20 protein-coding genes are annotated in these 20,137 nt (G+C 41.8%); 11 read left to right on the top strand and 9 right to left on the bottom strand.

What is annotated here, in order from left to right:
• Positions 1-29: 29 nt before the first annotated feature.
• The 4 genes from F993_RS17590 to ygfZ form a co-directional block, all read right to left on the bottom strand.
• On the bottom strand, positions 30-842 hold the full coding sequence (locus tag F993_RS17590; RefSeq protein WP_004652369.1) for a tetratricopeptide repeat protein: 813 nt from the start codon (positions 840-842) through the stop codon (positions 30-32).
• A 253-nt stretch (positions 843-1,095) separates the two neighbouring features.
• Positions 1,096-1,827, bottom strand: coding sequence for a DsbC family protein (locus tag F993_RS17595; RefSeq protein WP_004652368.1), 732 nt, complete (start codon positions 1,825-1,827; stop codon positions 1,096-1,098).
• Between the two features lie 74 nt (positions 1,828-1,901).
• On the bottom strand, positions 1,902-2,222 hold the full coding sequence (locus F993_RS0119530) for a low molecular weight protein tyrosine phosphatase family protein (protein ID WP_032812340.1): 321 nt from the start codon (positions 2,220-2,222) through the stop codon (positions 1,902-1,904).
• 325 nt (positions 2,223-2,547) lie between these two features.
• The gene (ygfZ, locus tag F993_RS17600) at positions 2,548-3,270 is read right to left on the bottom strand and encodes a CAF17-like 4Fe-4S cluster assembly/insertion protein YgfZ (RefSeq protein WP_004652364.1); all 723 of its coding nucleotides are present in this window, start codon (positions 3,268-3,270) and stop codon (positions 2,548-2,550) included.
• 182 nt (positions 3,271-3,452) lie between these two features.
• Here ygfZ and F993_RS17605 point away from each other — a divergent pair, with 182 nt between their 5' ends.
• From F993_RS17605 to F993_RS17625, 5 genes are all read left to right on the top strand, one after another.
• Complete coding sequence (locus tag F993_RS17605; protein WP_171065992.1) at positions 3,453-3,905, top strand: SRPBCC family protein; 453 nt, start codon at positions 3,453-3,455, stop codon at positions 3,903-3,905.
• A gap of 33 nt (positions 3,906-3,938) precedes the next feature.
• The gene (locus F993_RS17610) at positions 3,939-4,301 is read left to right on the top strand and encodes a DUF2004 domain-containing protein (RefSeq protein ID WP_004652362.1); all 363 of its coding nucleotides are present in this window, start codon (positions 3,939-3,941) and stop codon (positions 4,299-4,301) included.
• Between the two features lie 21 nt (positions 4,302-4,322).
• Complete coding sequence (locus F993_RS17615) at positions 4,323-4,679, top strand: DUF488 domain-containing protein (RefSeq protein ID WP_004652361.1); 357 nt, start codon at positions 4,323-4,325, stop codon at positions 4,677-4,679.
• Positions 4,680-4,731: 52 nt separating this feature from the next.
• The gene (locus tag F993_RS17620) at positions 4,732-5,076 is read left to right on the top strand and encodes a zinc ribbon domain-containing protein YjdM (RefSeq protein WP_004652360.1); all 345 of its coding nucleotides are present in this window, start codon (positions 4,732-4,734) and stop codon (positions 5,074-5,076) included.
• Between the two features lie 151 nt (positions 5,077-5,227).
• On the top strand, positions 5,228-5,563 hold the full coding sequence (locus F993_RS17625) for a YegP family protein (protein WP_004652359.1): 336 nt from the start codon (positions 5,228-5,230) through the stop codon (positions 5,561-5,563).
• 54 nt (positions 5,564-5,617) lie between these two features.
• Here the strand turns inward: F993_RS17625 and F993_RS17630 are convergent, their stop codons facing one another.
• On the bottom strand, positions 5,618-7,333 hold the full coding sequence (locus F993_RS17630; RefSeq protein WP_004652358.1) for a proline--tRNA ligase: 1,716 nt from the start codon (positions 7,331-7,333) through the stop codon (positions 5,618-5,620).
• Between the two features lie 197 nt (positions 7,334-7,530).
• Entirely contained in the window at positions 7,531-8,184 is a 654-nt protein-coding gene (locus tag F993_RS17635; RefSeq protein ID WP_004652357.1) for a hypothetical protein, read from the bottom strand.
• 278 nt (positions 8,185-8,462) lie between these two features.
• On the opposite strand from F993_RS17635, the gene pilG reads away from it, so the two are divergent.
• From pilG to F993_RS17665, 6 genes are all read left to right on the top strand, one after another.
• On the top strand, positions 8,463-8,846 hold the full coding sequence (gene pilG, locus F993_RS17640; protein WP_004652356.1) for a twitching motility response regulator PilG: 384 nt from the start codon (positions 8,463-8,465) through the stop codon (positions 8,844-8,846).
• Between the two features lie 20 nt (positions 8,847-8,866).
• Positions 8,867-9,229, top strand: coding sequence for a response regulator (locus F993_RS17645; protein WP_004652355.1), 363 nt, complete (start codon positions 8,867-8,869; stop codon positions 9,227-9,229).
• A 47-nt stretch (positions 9,230-9,276) separates the two neighbouring features.
• Positions 9,277-9,813, top strand: coding sequence for a chemotaxis protein CheW (locus F993_RS17650; protein ID WP_004652354.1), 537 nt, complete (start codon positions 9,277-9,279; stop codon positions 9,811-9,813).
• Positions 9,814-9,859: 46 nt separating this feature from the next.
• Complete coding sequence (locus F993_RS17655; protein WP_004652353.1) at positions 9,860-11,944, top strand: methyl-accepting chemotaxis protein; 2,085 nt, start codon at positions 9,860-9,862, stop codon at positions 11,942-11,944.
• Positions 11,945-12,097: 153 nt separating this feature from the next.
• Complete coding sequence (locus tag F993_RS17660; RefSeq protein ID WP_004652352.1) at positions 12,098-17,188, top strand: hybrid sensor histidine kinase/response regulator; 5,091 nt, start codon at positions 12,098-12,100, stop codon at positions 17,186-17,188.
• A gap of 13 nt (positions 17,189-17,201) precedes the next feature.
• Entirely contained in the window at positions 17,202-17,657 is a 456-nt protein-coding gene (locus F993_RS17665; protein ID WP_004652351.1) for a hypothetical protein, read from the top strand.
• A 48-nt stretch (positions 17,658-17,705) separates the two neighbouring features.
• Here F993_RS17665 and dapE read toward each other — a convergent pair whose 3' ends face one another.
• The 3 genes from dapE to F993_RS17680 all read right to left on the bottom strand — a co-directional run bounded on the left by dapE (position 17,706) and on the right by F993_RS17680 (position 20,087).
• Entirely contained in the window at positions 17,706-18,839 is a 1,134-nt protein-coding gene (dapE, locus tag F993_RS17670) for a succinyl-diaminopimelate desuccinylase (protein WP_004652350.1), read from the bottom strand.
• 123 nt (positions 18,840-18,962) lie between these two features.
• Positions 18,963-19,106 carry an entericidin A/B family lipoprotein gene (locus F993_RS17675; RefSeq protein ID WP_016541456.1) on the bottom strand — a complete coding sequence of 48 codons (144 nt, stop codon included), beginning with the start codon at positions 19,104-19,106 and terminating at the stop codon, positions 18,963-18,965.
• Positions 19,107-19,232: 126 nt separating this feature from the next.
• On the bottom strand, positions 19,233-20,087 hold the full coding sequence (locus F993_RS17680) for a DUF1853 family protein (protein WP_004652348.1): 855 nt from the start codon (positions 20,085-20,087) through the stop codon (positions 19,233-19,235).
• Positions 20,088-20,137: the final 50 nt, after the last annotated feature.

The following is a 20,137-nucleotide window of genomic DNA, read 5'->3' as shown; positions in this document are numbered from 1 at the left end:
GCAGCATTTATTATGCTGCTCTTGGTTTTCTACTTTTTGGGTGCTTGCGCAGGTGTAGCTTTTTTCGCAGCAATCGCTTCTTCAACTTTGACTAAAGACTCTTTCGCATTGGGATAGTTTGCTGCAGCTAAACGAGAGAATATATTTTTTGCCTGATCTAAATCCTGATCGATAATATTACCATTGGCGAGCATATTGCCTAGAATCATCAGGGATGGCGCATAGTCTTTTTTGGCAAGATCTTTTAAGCTTTCAATCGCTTGTTGCTGCATGAATGGATTTTTATTCTTTACGCCGATGCCAAGGTCATATACTGCTTTTAAGTTTTTAGCAGGATAATAATCTTTTCTTAATAATGGTAATAGTTTCTGAATGGCAAGTTGGTCATATTCAGGCTTACCTTGCCTAAAAAGAATATCAGCAAACTCAACGGTCGCTTCATCCGAGCCTTGAATTGATGCTTTCTCTAAATATTCTTTATATTTTTGTGGATTTTTAGCTAGCCCAAGTGTGCCTTTATGATAGGCCTGAGCGAGGGCAAAGGTTGCAGGACCATAACCTTTGTCCGAAGCATCTTGATAATACTGCAACGCTTTCTTCTCATCTTTTACTGTGCCTTGCCCAGCCTGAGTCATATAACCTAAATTGAAGATTGCTTGCTTATTTCCAGTATTGGCCAAACGTTGCATTTCCTGAAAGGCTGCAGGATAGTCTTTTGCTTCGTAAAGTTGGGTCGCTTTGGTAAATAACGGATCGGTCTTGACGGTTGTCGCTTTAGTGTCAGCTGCGAATGCTGTATGGCTTGCAATCGTCATTAAACTCGCGATGAGCAATTTTTTCATGTTTATTTTCCTTTCATGTTGATCTGCTTTCATCCTTTGCATAGCAGAACTCAATATGCTGCCTTCATCATAAAAGTTTGGGCAAAAATGTAAATAAGGATTTTGTATAAATCGTGGTGAAATGGAAGCATAGAAATTAAGTGTTTGTGATTGAATAAAAACTATTAAATCAATAAATTATGTTCTATTTTTTTAGATAATGGCTTGTGAACCCTCTGTGGCAAAAAAGTCAACAAGCCTTCATCATTGCATACTATTTGTTACTGCTGGCTTCTTGTAAAAGCTGCTCAATCTGTTCTGCATTTTGTGGGCTGCCAGAGAGACGCATTCCATTTTGCAAGAATAGCGTCGGAGTGCCATCAATTTCTAGTTTTTGGCCTAAGGCAAGATTTTTTTGTATTGGGGTTTCACACTGCGCTGCATTTTTCGGTGCTTTACGATGCAGCATATAGTCTTCCCAAGCTTCGTACTGATTTTTTGAACACCAAATTTTATTGGCAACTGCTTCTGCTTGAGGATGTAATTTTTTCAGTGGAAATAAGAACAGATAAACCGTGACATTATCGATAGAAGTCATATTCTGTTCAAGTTTCTGGCAATAGGGACAGTCAGGATCGCTAAAGACGTAAAGGGTACGCTCTCCCTTGCCTTTGACATATTTGATTGCTTGATCGAGCGGCAGTTGTTTGACGTCGATTTTTCCAAATTCAGCTAAGTGTTCTTCGGTCAGATTTTTTTTGTTTTTAACATCGAGGAGGTTGCCGAAAAACAGGTACTTGGCGGTTTCATCTGTATAGATGATTTTGCCTGCGGCATAGACTTCATAAATACCCGGTAAAGGAGAGGGACTAACTGATTTGACTGGAATATCTGGATAATTCTGTTTGAAGTTTCGTTCCAGTGTTTTGCTATCGGCATGTAGGCTTTGTAGGCTGAGCAGACTCAAGCTGAGTGCAGATAGCCATGTTTTGATCGTTATTTTCATGAGGAATCGGTTGTGTTGAGAATAAAGGAACAATAACGTTGATTTGCGCTTTCGACAAGAATTTAACCCAAACTTTACTCCAAATAAGGCTGCATTGCCAATTGAAGTAATTCAATCAGTTCTGGGTCCATATAGTGATAGTCATCGGGAATATCGAGCACGAACACTTGCTTATGCATGAGTTGTTTGGAAAACTGTTCTTTGATCTGTTGTTTGTGTCGAGATTCCATCACAAAGATTTGTTCCGCCCAAGCAATATCCTTTAAAGAGAGAGTATGTTTGGCGTGACGGCTGGTTCCCGCTGAACGGGTACGTAGACCGTACCCTTGAGCGAAAATACGTTCGGCTGTAGGACTGCGCCATTGATTGCGACTGCAAATAAACAGGGTATTCAGGGTTAAAAAATCCAGTAATTAAAATGAGCATCATGTCAATATTTTGCTTTGGAAATTAGAGGATATCAATTCTTAATTGTCTGGCACGTGAAAGTTTATCTTGTTGTGAACATAGATATTTCCATCGTTTAGGAGGCTTCCAACACAGAGGGTTATACCTACAGTCTCGACCACGAAATAGAAATTTTTGTTTATGTCGCCATGCTCGATTACGTTGTTGTGCAACATCACCCATATTAAAAAACTCATGAGTTGATCGGGTTCAGCAGGCGCGATAACACATGAGTTTTCAATATAAAAATCAAAGCCTGATTTTTACAAGTATTTAGCTTGGTCTTGCCACATCACCATTCAGTACATCTGGTAGATCCAAAACGGTCACACCGAGCTCTTCTAATGCAGCGGGTTTTGCAATGACTAGGGCTAAATAGCCTTCTTCAAATGCAACACTATTCACCACCTCAATATCTTTGCTGAGCTGAGTTGCTGGCGCAGGCAGATCACCTTTGGCTTGAATAAGATGTAACCAATGCTTCGGCTTTGCTTTAAACCACAGGCGCGCCACAATTTCCTGACCTAGGTAACAGCCTTTATCAAAATGTACGCCATCACGTTGATGTAATCGTAATTCCTGTGGTTGAAATAAATGCTCTGTTGTTTGGCTAATCCATGCCTGACCCGATTGAATGGCTTGTACTTGCCAAGTGCCGATATCACTTTCTACTGATGAAAATTCGGTTTGAATGCCATTTACTGTTGGGAAAACAGGACCAATTTGTTCTAACTTCATTTTAGAGAAGGCACCAAACTTTTTAATGTGCTTAGCAAATTCTTCGGCTTGGTCTTGCGTGGTCACAAGTTCAAAACTCTCAGAGCTGAGTCTTTTAATCCATAAACCAAAATGAATACGTCCTTTTAAATCACAAATAGCGGTATAGCGACTTTCATTTTCAGGTATACGCTCTACATGCACGGTCAACTGACCTTGTAAAAATTTCTGTGCATCAACACCATTTAAGCTAAAAGCAGTAAAAGCAAGCTGACTCATAGATCAATCCTAAATCTGCATTCTAATCACGAAAATATGGATTGTTATTTTGCGCCATTTTTCACAAAAAAGCAGCTTTAGATTCTCGATAATCGTGCTCAAATGAGAGATTAAAGGCATAGCATTTGTACACCAAATCGCTATGATAAATCGATCCAACAAAAGAATCGTAAGATTGGAGAATAATAATGACGGGTACAGTAAAATTACATCGCGTATTGAATGCGCCACCTGCTCGGGTTTTTAAAGCCTTTTTAGATCCTGATGCCTTGGTAAAATGGTTACCACCGCATGGATTCACAGCAAAAGTCCATCACCTTGATCCGCAAGAGGGGGGGAGCTATAAAATGTCATTTACCAATTTCTCAACGGGACGCTCGCATTCTTTTGGTGGAACCTATATAGAACTGGTTCCCAATGAAAGCTTGCGTTATACCGATCGTTTTGATGACCCGAATCTGCCAGGTGAGATTCAGGTGACGATTCAATTAAAACAAGTATTGGTCGGTACTGAAATCCATATTACTCAAGAAGGCATACCAGACGTGATTCCTGTTGAAGCTTGCTATCTAGGCTGGCAAGAATCATTGTATCTGCTTGGCTTATTGGTACAGGCTGAGATTCCGGATCAGTAATTGAACAAAACAATCAGTTTAGAATTACAGTTTATGATGATGACATCGGGGGATGCTATGTCAGAACAAGCAATTGTTGAGCGCCGTGAACAGCTTGCACGTCATGCAATGCAGGAAGCTTTAGAAAACCAACAGGCCGAAGACAGTGTGGAGTTATTTATCCAACATCACCTTGAGGAGATTGAATCTGCATATTGGCAAAAACACTTTGGGACATCGACCCCAACGCCGTTGCAGGTATTGTCGCTTTTGGTGCTTGACCATCAATGGGAAAATGAGGGTTTAGCGACACATGACATGCTTGATTTTACCTTGCCCGATGGAATCACCAATTATGTGATTTGTGTCAGCTTTGATTCCAAAGGGCAGGTGATTGATATCGCAATGGAAAGTTAAGTCTAACCTGAAGGTCTGAGTATGCAAATCGAGATTAAACGTATTTATGACCCTGTCGCCGTCACCGATGGAAAGCGTATCTTGGTTGATCGCTTATGGCCAAGAGGGATTTCCAAAGAGCATGCGCATTTAGACTTATGGTTGAAGGAGATTGCACCGTCAACGGAATTGCGTCAGTCTTTTTGCCACAAGGCTGAACATTGGCTCAGTTTTCAGCAAGGTTATTATCAAGAGCTATCTGAAAATCCACATGTCAATGAACTTAGAGAAATGGCGGCGCAACAGCAATTGACACTGATTTATGCAGCCAAAGATCCTCAACTGAATCATGCCTTGGTATTGAAGAATTATTTGCTTGGCAAAGCGATTCAAGCCTAAAATTTTGAAAAACAGCGTCTATCCATCATAATAGCCGTTTTGAGTTTCTTTTATGTCTTTTCCAAATTGCCCACAATGCCAATCAGAATATACTTACCAAGATGGCGATTTATTGATTTGTCCTGAATGTTCACATGAATGGAAGGAAGGGGAAGTAGTAGCTTCAGAATTACAGGACATCATTAAAGATGCCAATGGAAATGTGTTGGCTGATGGTGATAGCGTAACGGTTGTGAAAGATCTAAAAATTAAAGGTTCATCTTCCGTGGTGAAGGTTGGAACAAAAGTCAAAAGCATTCGCTTAGTTCCTGATGCAAGTGATGGTCATAACATTGATTGTAAAATTGATGGCGTCGGTGCCATGAAGTTGAAGTCAGAGTTTGTGAAAAAAGTTTAAACGATGGGTGATAGGGGAGCATGAAAGTGCTCCTTTTTATTCATTACAAAAATTACCAAAAGCGAACAAAATTTAATCTTCTTAAACGGCAATTGCTGATCTATATTGGATGAGATAACCAACAACACTAACTCCAATAATAGAGGTCCTTATGGCAGGATGGTTCGAAGTCAGTCAAGCAAGTGATGGGCAATATCGTTTTGTGTTAAAAGCAGGAAATGGCGAGCCTGTACTGAATAGTGAGTTGTATAAAACCAAAGCTGCGGCCTTGAATGGGATTGCATCGGTACAAAAAAATAGTCCAGATGATGGGCGTTATGAACGTTTAACCTCGAAGAATGAAAAAGCCTATTTTAATTTAAAGGCTGCAAATCATCAGGTGATTGGAACCAGTCAACTGTATGCAAGCGAACAGTCTCGTGATAAGGGAATTGAGTCTGTGAAAAAGAATGGCCCATCAGAAACCATTAAAGATTTAACTGCTTAAGCTCAATAAAAAAGCCGTTTCATGGAAACGGCTTTTTTATGTTTAGAATTTAGATTAGCGAACAAGTTTTGCTAATAATTCTGCTTTATTGAGATTACTTGATTCAGCATCACGACGACCTTTGTACTCGAAAGTACCAGCATCCAAACCTTTTTCACCAATTACGATACGATGTGGAATTCCCATCAATTCTAGATCAGAGAATTTCACGCCTGGGCGTTCGTTACGGTCGTCTAGTAAGACATCATAACCTTGTGCTTGTAACTCAGCATAGAGTGCTTCTGCTGCTTCAAGCGTACGTGGTGATTTATGTGCATTCATTGGCACAATCGCAACTTCAAAAGGAGCAATGGCTTGTGGCCAGATAATGCCTTTCTCATCAAAGTTTTGTTCAATTGCCGCAGCGACTACACGTGTTACACCAATTCCGTAACACCCCATGGTGACGGTAAATGGTTTACCATCTTCACCAAGAACCTTACAGCCCAACGCTTCTGAGTATTTAGTGCCGAGTTGGAAGATATGGCCGACTTCGATCCCACGTTTAATTTGGATGGTGCCTTTACCATCTGGAGATGGGTCGCCTTCAACCACATTACGCAGGTCAAATACTTCTGTGAATTTGGCATCACGGTCCCAGTTAACTCCAGTTGCATGCTTGTCTACCTCATTTGCACCCGCAACGAAGTCAGACAATACCGATGCTGCACGGTCTACAATCACGGTTAAGCCTTTTTCGACTAAACCTTGTGGTCCGCAGAAACCTGCTGTTAAGCCATGCTGTTGCAATTGCTGCTCAGTCGCAAATGCTAAAGGTGCTGCAATCAATGGATGCTTTTCAGCTTTAATATCATTGAGTTCATGGTCACCACGAAGGAACAAGGCAACAACGGGTGTATTACCCTTGTCGTCAGTTAGGCCTTGTACCAATAATGCTTTAACAGACTGTTTCGCATCGGTATTGAGGAACTGGCAAACATCCGCAATGGTTTTTTGATTCGGTGTATCGACTAGCGTAAATGCTTGAGTTGCTGCAGCACGCTCACCCACTAACAGTGCTTCGGCCATTTCAACATTGGCGGCAAAGTCAGATTCAGTTGAGAAGGCGATGTCATCTTCACCACTTGATGCAAGCACGTGGAATTCATGTGAAGCTGAACCCCCAATTGAACCGGTATCTGCTTGTACTGGACGGAAGTCCAAACCTAGACGGGTGAAGATACGGCTATAGGTGTCGTACATCACATCATAGGTTTCTTGTAATGAGGCTTGATCCGCATGGAACGAATAAGCATCTTTCATGATGAATTCACGCGAGCGCATTACACCGAAACGTGGACGAATTTCATCGCGGAATTTGGTTTGAATTTGATAGAAATTCAAAGGGAGCTGTTTATAGCTCTTGAGTTCATTGCGCGCCAAGTCGGTAATCACTTCTTCGTGAGTTGGACCTAACACGAATGGATTGTCATGACGATCTTTAAAGCGTAATAGTTCTGGGCCGTATTGTTCAAAACGACCCGATTCTTCCCAAAGCGAAGCTGGTTGGGTCACTGGCATGAAGACTTCTAATGCACCTGAACGGTTCATTTCTTCACGAACAATGGCATCCACTTTCTTTAAAACGCGCGTTCCCATGGGCAACCAAGAGTATAAGCCAGAAGCGAGTTTACGAATCATCCCCGCACGTAGCATGAGCTGGTGTGAAATCACTTCAGCATCATTTGGGGTTTCTCTTAACGTTGCAAATAAAAAGCGGCTTGCGCGCATGGAAACTGTCCTAAAGTTAAGTGTTATTTAAAAAGTGCTATCAATGAGCAAAAATAATCAGCTCAGTTTTGAGCAATGGGCATTATGACATGAATCATTCAATTTGGCGCAGTATAAAGTACAGGCATACGCTTAAATATTGGAATTGTTTAAAGATTAATGTCGAGGCGATCAGCGGTTTATTGCATATTCAGGACTCAAGTCGAGCCGAGTGCATTTAAGCGATTGATAATATCGCTATATTCAACTTCGGTCTTATGGTAGGCATTACGTAGGCTTTCAACAGTTTTCTTAACATTCTCGATATTTTGAGCATTATTTTCCAGATTGCTTTTAAGCTGGGTAGGCAGCATTTCACCTTTGCGGTGATATTCCATTTCTTGGCGTTTAAAACCAATCTTATCCTTTTGTAATTGCTGTAATTGTTCTTGTTGATAATTCAGCTGTTTTTTCAGGTTTGCTAAAATTTGATCGCGTTTTGCTGCTGCGATTTGTGGACTGCCATAGGCGCGTTTGAGTCTGAGATCTTGTTCACGACGACGTGCTAGAGATTCGCGTTGAGCCGATTGTTGAACATCGGCAGCAGCATTATAAGCACGATTGCGTTTGATCACTTGCATGTTCCGATCAAGTGCTTCATAGCCATGCCTGATATGTTCTGGGGTGACGGAGGTACTGACATTGGCAACGCCGTTTTTGTCATAATAACGATACCAAACAGGTTTAACTTGTTCAGTTGCTGCAAGGCTAGAATGGCTGACAAATAGCAATAGAAAAAATGAACAAATGTAACTACGAGTAATCGTTGTAAAGTGACCAATGCGGAAACCGCACTTTAACGAACCAGTCATTACATTCCCCGTAAAAAGTTAATTAAATCACTTATTTTTAAATAATAATCAGTTGTATATTAGTGCTAATTTAGACATTTAAAAATAGTTATTCAGCAAAAAAAATAGGAATTTAATCAAAAGTGTGAACTGTTTATGATTGTTAAGCGAAACTGATAGGTTGGTTCAAAAAACTTCATTGATAATGCAAGTAAAGATATGTTAAAAATATCAACTAATCTGTATAAAACAAATTAAACCAACCATAATTTGTATTGAGTATTGGGGCAGGACAATAAATGGAAGATAAATTTCAAAATTTGAAGGTCATGGTGATTGACGATTCAAAAACGATTCGTCGTACAGCTGAGACTTTATTGCAACGTGAAGGTTGTGAAGTGATTACAGCGGTTGATGGCTTTGAAGCATTATCAAAAATTGCAGAAGCTAATCCAGATATCGTTTTTGTCGACATCATGATGCCTCGTTTAGACGGTTACCAAACCTGTGCATTAATTAAAAATTCTCTAAATTATCAAAATATTCCAGTCATTATGTTGTCAAGCAAAGACGGTTTGTTTGATCAGGCGAAAGGGCGTGTTGTGGGGTCGGATGAATATTTAACCAAGCCATTCAGTAAAGATGAGCTGTTAAACGCGATTCGCAACCATGTTAGCGCATAAAATTTAAGATTGAGGAAAAAATGGCTCGCATACTTATTGTAGATGATTCACCTACTGAAACATTTCGCTTTAGAGAAATTTTAACGAAACACGGTTATGACGTTATTGAAGCAACCAATGGCGCTGATGGGGTGACCATGGCGCAGGCAGAATTGCCTGACCTGGTACTGATGGATGTGGTCATGCCTGGGATGAATGGCTTTCAGGCAACGCGTCAAATCAGCAAAGGTAAGGACACACAGCATATTCCAGTTGTGATTGTCAGTACCAAAGATCAGGCCACAGACCGTGTATGGGGTAAGCGTCAAGGGGCTTGTGATTATTTAACTAAGCCGATTGATGAACAGCAACTTATTGATGTCATTAAACAATTATTAAGTTAATTTTTTGCTCAAGATGAGCCTTCTCATTACTCAATACGGGATAGGGTATGGCAGCAAATGGATTTATCGAGTTGCTTCGTTTATCCAAGCGAGGCAATAAACAATACACTTCAACTCAAAATGAAGTCAGCCGTTGGTCTGGTATCGCATTTGAGATGTTAGGGCAATATTTTGTTGCGCCTTTAGGGGAAATTTCGGAGGTGATCTATCCTCCGAAATATACACCAGTACCAAATACTCAGGCGTGGGTGCGAGGTTTGGCCAATATTCGTGGACGACTACTTTCTGTTTCTGATTTAACACACTTTATTTCAGGGCAGCGAAGTCAGTTTTCTCCAACGCAAAAAGTGATTTGTATTAGCCATCAAGACCATTATGTGGGGTTGGTCGTCGATCAGGTTTTGGGGATTCAACACTTTAATAAGAAGAGTTTTTTCTCTCAAAATAATGAGCTGGATAATAAATTGAAAGATTATTGCCAAGGTCATTTCCATCAACATAATCAACAATGGCATGTGTTTTTATTGAGTCGGTTATTAAAGAACCCTCAGTACATGAATGCATCAATAAAATTTATAAACTAATTTATACGCTACGGAACATAAGCGCGTATTCAGGGGAGAAGCTGACATGGGCTTTAAACTTAAAAAAAAGAACGGCAATGGCGATAGTGCAGGGCTGAAAAAAGGTGGGGCGTTCTTAGATAATATCCGAACGCAACTTGACCAGTTTTCGCGCTTATTCGGTGAAACTGAGAAATCAAAACCGATTATCTATCGTGCTTTAATTGCTTTGGCCCTTGCAGTTATCCTCTTGATTTACTTATTCGTGAGCGTTCCGCGTTCAAACCAGTTGACCCGTAGTTTGGGTGAATTGCGTTTGTTATCGCAGACTATTTCACGTCAAGCGACTGAAGCAACTGCATCTGGTACACCAGAAGCCATGAAAAAACTGGTCGAGTCAGAGAAGCAGTTTGCTGAAAACCTAGATACTGTTGAAAGTGTTTATGGGAAAGGCTCTGATGAGTACAAGAAGGTCAGTGGTCTTTGGGATACAGTTGCCAAGAATATTGACCTGATTGCATCGCAACAAAAAGTTATTAACCAACTTTACGATACCAACATTTCGATCAGTGAAACCATTCCTGAGATTCAGGCAGAATATAACTTGATGGTCGACCAGATGGTGCGTGAAAACATGCCGAGTAGTCAGGTAATTATCACCAAAAACCAAGTGTTCATTGCAGAACGTATTTTACGTTCAATCAACTCGGTATTGGTTGGTACGGACAACTCAAGTGTTTCTGCGAATGACTTCGGTGCCGATATTGATACCTTCGGTGTGTATTTAAATGCACAACTGAATGGTAGTTCGGAACTCGGTGTAGACCGTATCAGTTCAGCAGCATTGCGTGAATCTGTAGACAGCATTAAATCTGATTATGACGCCGTATTGAAATCAGCAGCAGCAACGGTATTACAAAATGCCAACCAGATTGTTCGCGTACGCCAAGCATCATCACAAATTTTCTCGCAGTCTGATGCGCTTTTGACTTCACTCAATGATTTATCAAATAAAGCCGAAGGCGGTTGGGATAACGTTGTTGCGGGTATTGTCCTGATTGGTGCATTAGGTCTATTGGTGTTCTCAGCACTACAATTACTTGCTTTACGTAGTAATACTGATAAAGAGCGTGTAACGCGTCTGCAAGACGAATATGACCGTAACCAAAACGCGATTTTACGTTTACTGGATGAGATTGCCGACTTAGCGGACGGTGACTTGCGTTCTTATGCGACGGTATCGGAAGACTTTACGGGGGCGATTGCCGACTCGATTAACTTCGCGATTGACCAGTTACGTGACCTTGTTTCTCGTATTACCGACACTTCACAAGAAGTTGCACGTTATACCCAAGATACTCAAAGCATTACCAACCAGTTGGCAGAGGCTTCTGAGCATCAGGCACAAGAAATTGCAGGTGCATCAGCGGCGATGAACGAAATGGCATTGTCGATTGACCAAGTATCTGCCAACGCATCTGAATCTGCTGATGTAGCACAACGTTCGGTACAAATTGCAACCAATGGTGCGCAAGTAGTAAACCGTTCGATTGAAGGTATGGATCACATTCGTGAACAGATCCAAGAAACATCAAAACGTATTAAACGTTTGGGTGAGTCTTCACAAGAGATTGGTAACATTGTCTCGTTGATTAACGATATTGCCGACCAAACCAACATCTTGGCATTAAACGCAGCGATCCAAGCATCGATGGCAGGTGAAGCAGGTCGTGGTTTCGCGGTCGTAGCCGATGAAGTCCAACGTCTTGCGGAACGTTCTGCATCAGCAACCAAGCAGATTGAAAGCCTGGTAAAAACCATTCAAACTGATACCAACGAAGCGGTCATTTCGATGGAACAAACCACTTCCGAGGTTGTTCGTGGTGCGAACTTGGCCAAGGATGCGGGGATTGCACTGGATGAGATTCAAACCGTATCAGGCGACTTGGCTAAACTGATTGCGAGCATTTCTGATGCAGCAAAACTTCAGTCTGCATCTGCCAGCCATATTGCAACCACGATGAATGTCGTACAGGAAATTACTTCACAAACCACAACTGCAACGTTTGATACAGCACGCTCAGTATCTGAGTTGGCAAACATGGCTGAATCATTACGTGAATCGGTAACCGACTTTAAGTTACCTGATTAAACCGAATTGGAAAGGCAGATGGGGGTGTCTGTCTTTCCATTTTTAGAGATGTTGGATATCTCAACAAGGTGATGGCGAAATGTAACTACATCTTGTGTGATAGATAGACGTAATTTTTACCCACATTGGTGGATAAAAACGAAAGAAGCAGCTATGAAACAAATATTAAAAACGTTAGTTGAAACGATGACGCTTCCTGAAGACAGTTATCTTGAACAAGATGCAGAGATTCTTGAAATTTTTATTGAAGAATTAGATGAAATCTTTGTTGAGTTAGAACCATTACTCGTTCAATGGACTGAACAACCACATCAGCAAGATCTACTGAGCGATATTCGCCGCCATTTTCATACCTTGAAAGGTTCGGGAAGAATGGTCGGCGCTAAGTCATCGGGTGAGTTGGCATGGACGGTTGAAGATACGTTGAATCGGGTGATCGCTGGCACGATCGTGCTTAACAGCGATATTCAACGCTATGTCCAAGCGGTATTCAATCTTTATCGCTTCAAGCTTGTACATGATTTTAAAGCGGTTCAAAAGCACTTAATTGATTTTAGAGCACTGGTTTTATTAGGACAACAATTACAACAACAGCAAAGTCCTGAACCTGCTTTGGCAGAACTTCTGAATCTAGCCACAGACTTGAATCAAGAGCATGAATCGACAGGCCTTGAATACAGTGATGCGCTTGTTGTCGAGACTGCGGTACATGAGCAAGAGCAACAGCTTGATACTATCACTGAACTTGAATTGGCAGCACCATTTGAGGATGAGGCCCTTGCCAAAGAAACACGGGCAATCTTCTTGGAAGAAGCAGAAGAGCATCTTGCGACCATTGATCAGTTCTTAAAGAATGATCGTCCAAGCAATGACCATTACAATACGCTCATCCGCGCATTACATACCTTGCGAGGTAGTTCGGCGATGGCGCATGTCGATCATGTGTTTGAGGCCAGTGCTAAAGTTGAAAATCTGTTTAAAACATTATTACAAGAAGAACTGGATTCAAGCTCGGATGAAACCGCTTTATTGACGCATTATGCGCAATTTGTACGTGATTATTTGCATACCTTGAAGCAACAAGCGCCACAGCAACAGTTTGACGAAATTTATCAAACCTTCAATGTTGCTTGGGATAGCTACGACTTCCAACTTGAAGAAAAGAACGGAGCGGCAGTACGACCTCAGGGCTTGGTTTCTGAATTACTTGAGTTGAATATCAATGATCTATTAGACGTTGAGTTTGATTTTGAGAAACGTGCCCGTCACGAGTTCCCGCAATATATTCAGCTGTTGAGCCAGCAAGCTGAAATCTTGTTACAGCATACCCATCACCATGCCACGATCGGGATGTATCAATACACCAGCTTACTGCGCTCCAGCTATCAGGATTTAATCTTTAAGCCAAGCTTACTCAATCTTGATTATGCTTTTGAGTTATACCATCAGGTTCATCAACAGTTTATTCAACTGTTTGATACCTTGGCGGCGGGACAGCGGGTCACATTAAGCAAAACACATGAACGTGTTTTGAATGAATTAAGTTCATTTACCCAGCAAAATGTTGAATCTTTGGAACAGGCTGCTGTGCTTGAAGCAACAGATGCCTCAGTAGATGTATCAGTCATTGAGCCCGTTACCACACCAAGTAATGCTTCTAATGCTTCCTCGGATCTGGCGGCACAGTTTGCTTTAGATAAACAGCAACTTCAATCAGCAGATGCCAATCGTGATTTTGATCCAGACTTATTGGATATTTTCTTGGAAGAAGCAGATGAGTTGTTGAGCGGTATTGATACCGATCTAAATACATGGGCGACGGATCATCAAAACCTCAATGCTTTAAAGAATTTGATGCGTTATTTGCACACCTTAAAAGGTGGTTCAAATATGATTCAAGCGCGTCATATCGGTTTGATTGCGCATGAATTAGAAACGATTTATGAAAAGCTGATCAATCAACAGACTCAGGCAACGCCACAATTAGTGACCGCAATTCGTGCAGTTCAAGATGATATTGCCGATCGTATTCAAACCATTCGTGATCAGCAGGTGGATTATCCTGCGACTCATACTTTGGCTGTGCTTGCTGATTTATCTAAAACAGCCCCAATTGTTAATCAGACTGGAATTGAAGCTGTAGCAACAGTGGAGCAAGGGCAATCAGTTGCCAGTGAAGCAGATGTTGCTGAGTCAGTAGAAGCACTTACCACAGTTGCCCCTGTTCAAACGGAATCTGTTTCTGCTGCCATTGATGTCACCGCTTTTGCTGCACAGCTTGCACTAGATAAGCAACAGCTCCAGTCAGCAGATGCTCATCGCGACTTTGATCCAGATTTGCTGGATATTTTCCTTGAAGAAGCAGATGAGTTGCTCGGTGGGATCGATACTGACCTGAATACATGGACGGCTGATCATCAAAACGTTCATGCCTTAAAGAATTTGATGCGTTATTTGCACACCTTAAAAGGTGGCTCAAATATGATTCAAGCGCGTCATATTGGTTTGATCGCGCATGAATTAGAAACGATTTATGAAAAGTTGATCAACCAGCAGATTCAGGCAACGCCACAACTCATCGCGATTATTCGGTTGGTGCAGGATGATATTGCTGATCGTATCCAGACCATTCGTGATCAACACACCGATTATCCATCTACCCATGTGGTACAGTTATTACAACAGGCAGATCAATCAATTGAGTCTGTTGCTGTAGAGCCAGTGCCTGAAACAGCACAAGCATTTGACGCAGTTGAAGCGATTCAGGTGGAACAGCCTGCGTTGGACCAAGTTGAAGCCGTGGTTGCTGAACAAACGATTGAACTTGAGCTCGAGTCTTCTCCTATTGAGGCCGAAGTGCTTGAGGAGATTTCCGCAGCACAGTTGGTTGATACCGTTGCTGATCCGACAGATGATGATGTTCGTAATCTGGTTGAACAGACTTTCCTTGAAGAAGCAGAAGAATTGCTTGAGCAAGCACAAGGTTTATTGAAGCAATGGTTTGACCAACGTGGTAACCGTAGCTTGCTGTTACAGTTACAGCGTAATGCCCACAGTTTGAAAGGTGGTGCACGCATGGCAGAAATGGATGCCATTGCGATTATTGCCTATCATCTAGAGAATGCATTTGAACAATTTGGTGTACATCACTTCAGCTCGAATGTGTATGATAACCTGCTGAATACGGCGTTGGCTTGGTTGAATGATGCAATCTTTAAGCGTCAATATGCCAATTTTGATGGCTTAAAACAAAGCTTGGAGAAGATGGAGTTTGTCGACGTTTCGGCACAACTACCACAGAAACTTTCTGCCAAAGATATCTTTACTCCTGAATATAGTATGGAGTTCGTTCAAGGGGACGGTACTGAGCCGCCGTCAATGTTGGGTGAGTGGGAAACTGCAGAACGCATTGAACAGAATAATGAAATGATCCGTGTTTCTGCTGACGTCATTGAGAAGATGATTGACTTGTCTGGGGAAAATGCGATCAACCGTTCGCGTATTGAAATGGATTTGGGCCAACTGGGTGGTACGCTGACGGAAATGGAACTCGCAATCAAACGTTTGGCGGATCAGTTACGTCGAATGGAAGGCGAGTTGGAAAGTCAAATTATTGCACGACATGGCGGTGAAAATTCGCGTTATGCTGATTTTGACCCACTGGAAATGGACCAATATTCATCGTTGAATCAATTGTCCAAATCATTAGCCGAGTCCGCATCGGATTTGGTTGACTTCAAAACCACGTTGTCTGAGAAGATTCGTGATACTGAAGGTTTGTTGCTACAACAGTCACGTATTCAAGCAGAAATTCAGGAAAGCTTGATGCGGACTCGCTTGGTACCTTTCTCGCGTTTATTGCCACGTTTACAGCGTATTGTGCGACAGACTGCATCGACCTTAAACCGTCCAACCGAATTGGTGGTGAATAACACTGAAGGTGAATTAGACCGCAGTATTCTTGAACGTCTGGTTGCACCATTTGAACACATGTTACGTAATGCGATTGATCACGGCATTGAAGACCGTGAGCAACGCTTACAAGCACAAAAGCCAGAGACTGGACATATTGTGCTGAACATTGGCCGTCAAGGTACGGATGTTGTTGTGACCTTCAGTGATGATGGTAAAGGGATTGATGTTAAGCGCATTAAGGAAAAAGCGTTACAAACAGGTTTGATGACCAAAGATCAGAAACTGGATCAGGAAGAAATTCTACAATTTATCTTCCATCCGGGCTTTAGTACCGCGGCTCAAGTCACTCAAATTTCTGGACGTGGAGTAGGTCTCGACGTTGTACAAAGTGATATTAAAGCCTTAGGTGGTCACGTCAGTGTCGATTCTACTTTAGGTAAGGGCACGACCTTTACCATTCGCGTACCAACCACGGTAGCGGTGAGCGATGCCTTGATGGTAAAAGCTGGCGATCAACAGTTCGCCTTCCCATTGGCACAGATCGATCGTATTGTGCGTATCTCACCGATGGCTTTAGAACAGTACTTTGAAAGCCAAGAGGATTATTTCAGTATTGATCAAGAGCGCTATCGTTTACGCTACTTGTCTGAGTTCGTCGCTGGACAGCCAATTCCGCGTTTAAGTGGGGTGGTGCATTCCTTACCTGTGCTGTTGATTAAAGGGGCTCAAGGTCAGACTACGGCATTACTGGTTGATCAGTTGATTGGTTCACGTGGACAGATTGTGGTTAAACCTGTGGGGCAACAGTTCTCAAGTATTGGCGTGATTGCAGGTGCAACGATTCTCGGTGATGGTCAAGTGTGTTTGATCTTGGACGGTCAAAATATTGCTCGACAAGCACAGTCTACTGCACGTAGTAAGCAAGCGGATGAGACCTATACCAAGCAGCGTTATGATGAACGTCGCTTAATTATGATTGTCGATGACTCGGTGACGGTACGTAAGGTCACTTCACGTCTGTTAGAGCGTCAAGGCTATGATGTTGTGACTGCTAAAGATGGTGTGGATGCAATTGAACAGCTTGAGACGATTAAGCCAGATCTGATGTTGCTGGATATCGAGATGCCACGTATGGATGGTTTCGAAGTGTCGAATTTGGTACGACATCATGAAATCCATCGTGACTTGCCAATTATCATGATTACATCGCGTACCGGTGAGAAGCATCGCGAACGTGCATTATCGTTGGGTGTAAACCAATATATGGGTAAACCATTCCAAGAAGAGGCGCTCTTGGAAAATATTGAAAGCTTACTTGCAGTGCGCTAAGAGGTGAAAAATAATGGCTAAGAAAAGCGCAAACTCAGCACTGGGACAGATTGACCAGCAAGAGTTACAACATTTAATTACGGTCTCAACGGGATTTATTGATGCATATATTATTCAATGTCATCAAAAAGTACCGATGTTGTTACCACAAAATATTGTATTGTCAGCAATGGATACCCAAACCAATGTCGATCATATTGAATGGCATGATCTTAAACTTCCTGTCTACGCCGTGAATGATCCAAAGCAGAAACACGGTGTTGCATTAGTGATTGAAGGCGATGACGTTTCTGAGCGATTTGCGCTGGTCTGCAATGAAATGCCTGAATCGATTCGTGTACGTATTTCAGAGATTGTGGATGAAGAGCGCGAAACCGACGATGATAAAGTCTTTAAATATGTAAAAATGGGCGAGCATGAATTCTATGTTCCCCATTTGCAAAATATACAGACCCAGCTTGGGCTGTAATAAAAAAAGGAACTCATTTGAGTTCCTTTTTGATTAGCTTTTTTAATTTTAAGCAAGCAGTTCGACTAAGATTTGCTCATAAATTTCAGCCAATGGTTCAAGCTCGGCAACATTGACGTGTTCATTAATTTGATGAATCGTGGCATTCAATACGCCTAATTCAAGTACTTGAGCGCCTGTCGGTGCAATGAAACGACCATCAGAAGTACCGCCACTGGTTGAGAGCACAGTATCGATACCTGTGACATTTTTAATTGCGGTCTTTGCAGCATTCACTAACTCACCGACTGGGGTAAGGAAGGGTAAGCCTGATAATGTCCACTGAATGTCGTAATTGAGTTTATGTTGATCTAGAGTCTCAAGCACACGCTGTTTCAGGATATCGGCAGTGACTTCAGTCGAGTAACGGAAGTTAAAGGTTACTTTTAATGTGCCTGGAATCACATTGGTTGCGCCAGTACCGGCTTGGATATTTGAAATTTGGAAGGAGGTTGCAGGGAAATACTCATTACCATTGTCCCAAACGGTTTCACAAAGTTCATTTAGTGCTTTAGAAGCCGTATGAATTGGGTTTTCTGCCAGATGTGGATACGCCACATGACCTTGTTTACCATATACTGTCAAAACAGCATTTAGAGAACCACGACGACCATTTTTGACGATATCACCCAATTGATGGGTGCTTGATGGTTCACCGACTAAGCACCATGTCATTTTTTCATTACGTGCTTCAAGTGTTTCAACAACTTTCACGGTACCGTTGATTGAAGGCCCTTCTTCATCAGAAGTAATCAAGAAGGCGATTGAACCTTTATGGTCTGGATGTTTAGCAACAAAACGTTCAGAGGCAACCACCATCGCAGCCAAAGCTGTTTTCATATCGGCAGAACCGCGACCATATAATTTACCATCGCGAATGCTTGGTAAGAATGGATCTGAATTCCAGTCATCTAAATGACCTGTTGGTACTACATCGGTATGGCCTGCAAAACAGAACACGGGGCTTGCTGTGCCACGACGTGCCCATAAATTATCAACATCTTCAAAACGCATGTTTTCGATATTAAAGCCAATCTTCGATAAACGTTCAGCCATGATGTTTTGACAATCATGGTCGACAGGCGTTACAGAGGGTTGACGAAGGAGTTGTAAACTGAGTTCAAGCGTATCGGAATGGTTCATGCGGGATGTAGCTAAATCTGGTGAAATATGAACCGTTATAATAGGGGAATATGCAGAAGAAAGGTATGTAAAAATAAACCTTATCTAGGTTTAGATAAGGTTTTGGTAAGTTGCTTTCAGGGATTACATTTTATCTTGTGTTTTCTCAGCAGTTTGAGTGACTTTATCTCCCGCTTTAGACACATCTTTACCAATACCTTTGAATGTATTACAACCAGTTAAAACAAAAGCAGTCATGATTGAAGCAACTAAGATCTTTTTCATCATCTTCTCCGTTTAAATGTAATTATGATGTACTTAAGAGGCTAAAAAATTTACCATAAAATGAACATAAGTGTTTGATGGTAGAAGTGTTATAAAATGTTATCTTGTTAGGTAATGAGTTTATTAAGTTTAACTGAATAATAAAGAGGGTTGCCGAAACATATAAAAAGTGGGTTCAGACTGATCTTGATAGTACAGACCATTGGTCCACCAAAGTGCAGGCTGTGACGATGCCTGTTGATCAGGGCAGAGCCATTCATGTCGTTGTAACCGATAATAAGGTGTTTTCGGGATTTGAGTTCCCCATTGTCCTAAACGTCGTGATGCATTAACCCAAGTGGGGCGGATTAAATGATCTGAAAGGCTAGGCAGGTACAGTTGACCTTTCATCACTGCAAATTTTCGTTGAAGTTGATGCTGGTTCGCTTCAGTGAATTGAAACTGACGTTCGGTAAAATGTTTGAGTTTGCGTTGTAAGGTATCTTGTCGATTGAGTCCGTACCATTGTGCTAAAGCGAATTGCCCTTCGCCCAGATAATATTTTAAGGCGACTTCCCAATGCTCAACTTCTGCGGTTTGCTGATTGAATACCACGAAGTCGAGTTCACCTAAGGTGACTGCCCCCGCAATTTTTTGAATACTATGTCCCAGCAGTTGGTAGGGGTGATAGTCATCATCCAATAACCAGAACCAGAGTAAATTCTCAAAACGTAAACCGAGGCGGGTACTTTTGAGTTGTGCCAGAAAATCAATGAGAGCTTGGGGATGTTGATCGAGTTGTTTTAGGCGCTGTTCATAACGTTGATAATGACCCTGCCAAATCGTATCCGAGTGGAGTTCAAAATGATGTTGAACATTCAGCTCGTTGGGGATGTGAGTCAGGATATTGGGACTGGCAATACAAAAGGCCAAATGCCGTACAATCGGATGCTTAAACTGTAACCACGGCTCAAAAAAACAAGGGGTGGTAATCATTTTAGACATGAAGTGACTCAATCATTGAAATAATAGGTTAAGTTTAAGAAACCACAATC

The organism is Acinetobacter proteolyticus (genome assembly GCF_000367945.1).
GTDB lineage: Bacteria > Pseudomonadota > Gammaproteobacteria > Pseudomonadales > Moraxellaceae > Acinetobacter > Acinetobacter proteolyticus.
Note: the sequence above shows the minus strand (reverse complement) of the source record. Positions and strands in the feature narration are given on the sequence as shown.

Bases quoted from the DNA above. Each gene is read 5' to 3' on its own strand.
- F993_RS17590 (WP_004652369.1), bottom strand. From the start codon at position 842: ATGAAAAAATTGCTCATCGCGAGTTTAATGACGATTGCAAGCCATACA.
- F993_RS17595 (WP_004652368.1), bottom strand. From the start codon at position 1,827: ATGAAAATAACGATCAAAACATGGCTATCTGCACTCAGCTTGAGTCTG.
- ygfZ (WP_004652364.1), bottom strand. From the start codon at position 3,270: ATGAGTCAGCTTGCTTTTACTGCTTTTAGCTTAAATGGTGTTGATGCA.
- F993_RS17610 (WP_004652362.1), top strand. From the start codon at position 3,939: ATGATGATGACATCGGGGGATGCTATGTCAGAACAAGCAATTGTTGAG.
- F993_RS17615 (WP_004652361.1), top strand. From the start codon at position 4,323: ATGCAAATCGAGATTAAACGTATTTATGACCCTGTCGCCGTCACCGAT.
- F993_RS17620 (WP_004652360.1), top strand. From the start codon at position 4,732: ATGTCTTTTCCAAATTGCCCACAATGCCAATCAGAATATACTTACCAA.
- F993_RS17625 (WP_004652359.1), top strand. From the start codon at position 5,228: ATGGCAGGATGGTTCGAAGTCAGTCAAGCAAGTGATGGGCAATATCGT.
- F993_RS17630 (WP_004652358.1), bottom strand. From the start codon at position 7,333: ATGCGCGCAAGCCGCTTTTTATTTGCAACGTTAAGAGAAACCCCAAAT.
- F993_RS17635 (WP_004652357.1), bottom strand. From the start codon at position 8,184: ATGACTGGTTCGTTAAAGTGCGGTTTCCGCATTGGTCACTTTACAACG.
- pilG (WP_004652356.1), top strand. From the start codon at position 8,463: ATGGAAGATAAATTTCAAAATTTGAAGGTCATGGTGATTGACGATTCA.
- F993_RS17645 (WP_004652355.1), top strand. From the start codon at position 8,867: ATGGCTCGCATACTTATTGTAGATGATTCACCTACTGAAACATTTCGC.
- F993_RS17650 (WP_004652354.1), top strand. From the start codon at position 9,277: ATGGCAGCAAATGGATTTATCGAGTTGCTTCGTTTATCCAAGCGAGGC.
- F993_RS17655 (WP_004652353.1), top strand. From the start codon at position 9,860: ATGGGCTTTAAACTTAAAAAAAAGAACGGCAATGGCGATAGTGCAGGG.
- F993_RS17660 (WP_004652352.1), top strand. From the start codon at position 12,098: ATGAAACAAATATTAAAAACGTTAGTTGAAACGATGACGCTTCCTGAA.
- F993_RS17665 (WP_004652351.1), top strand. From the start codon at position 17,202: ATGGCTAAGAAAAGCGCAAACTCAGCACTGGGACAGATTGACCAGCAA.
- dapE (WP_004652350.1), bottom strand. From the start codon at position 18,839: ATGAACCATTCCGATACGCTTGAACTCAGTTTACAACTCCTTCGTCAA.
- F993_RS17675 (WP_016541456.1), bottom strand. From the start codon at position 19,106: ATGATGAAAAAGATCTTAGTTGCTTCAATCATGACTGCTTTTGTTTTA.
- F993_RS17680 (WP_004652348.1), bottom strand. From the start codon at position 20,087: ATGTCTAAAATGATTACCACCCCTTGTTTTTTTGAGCCGTGGTTACAG.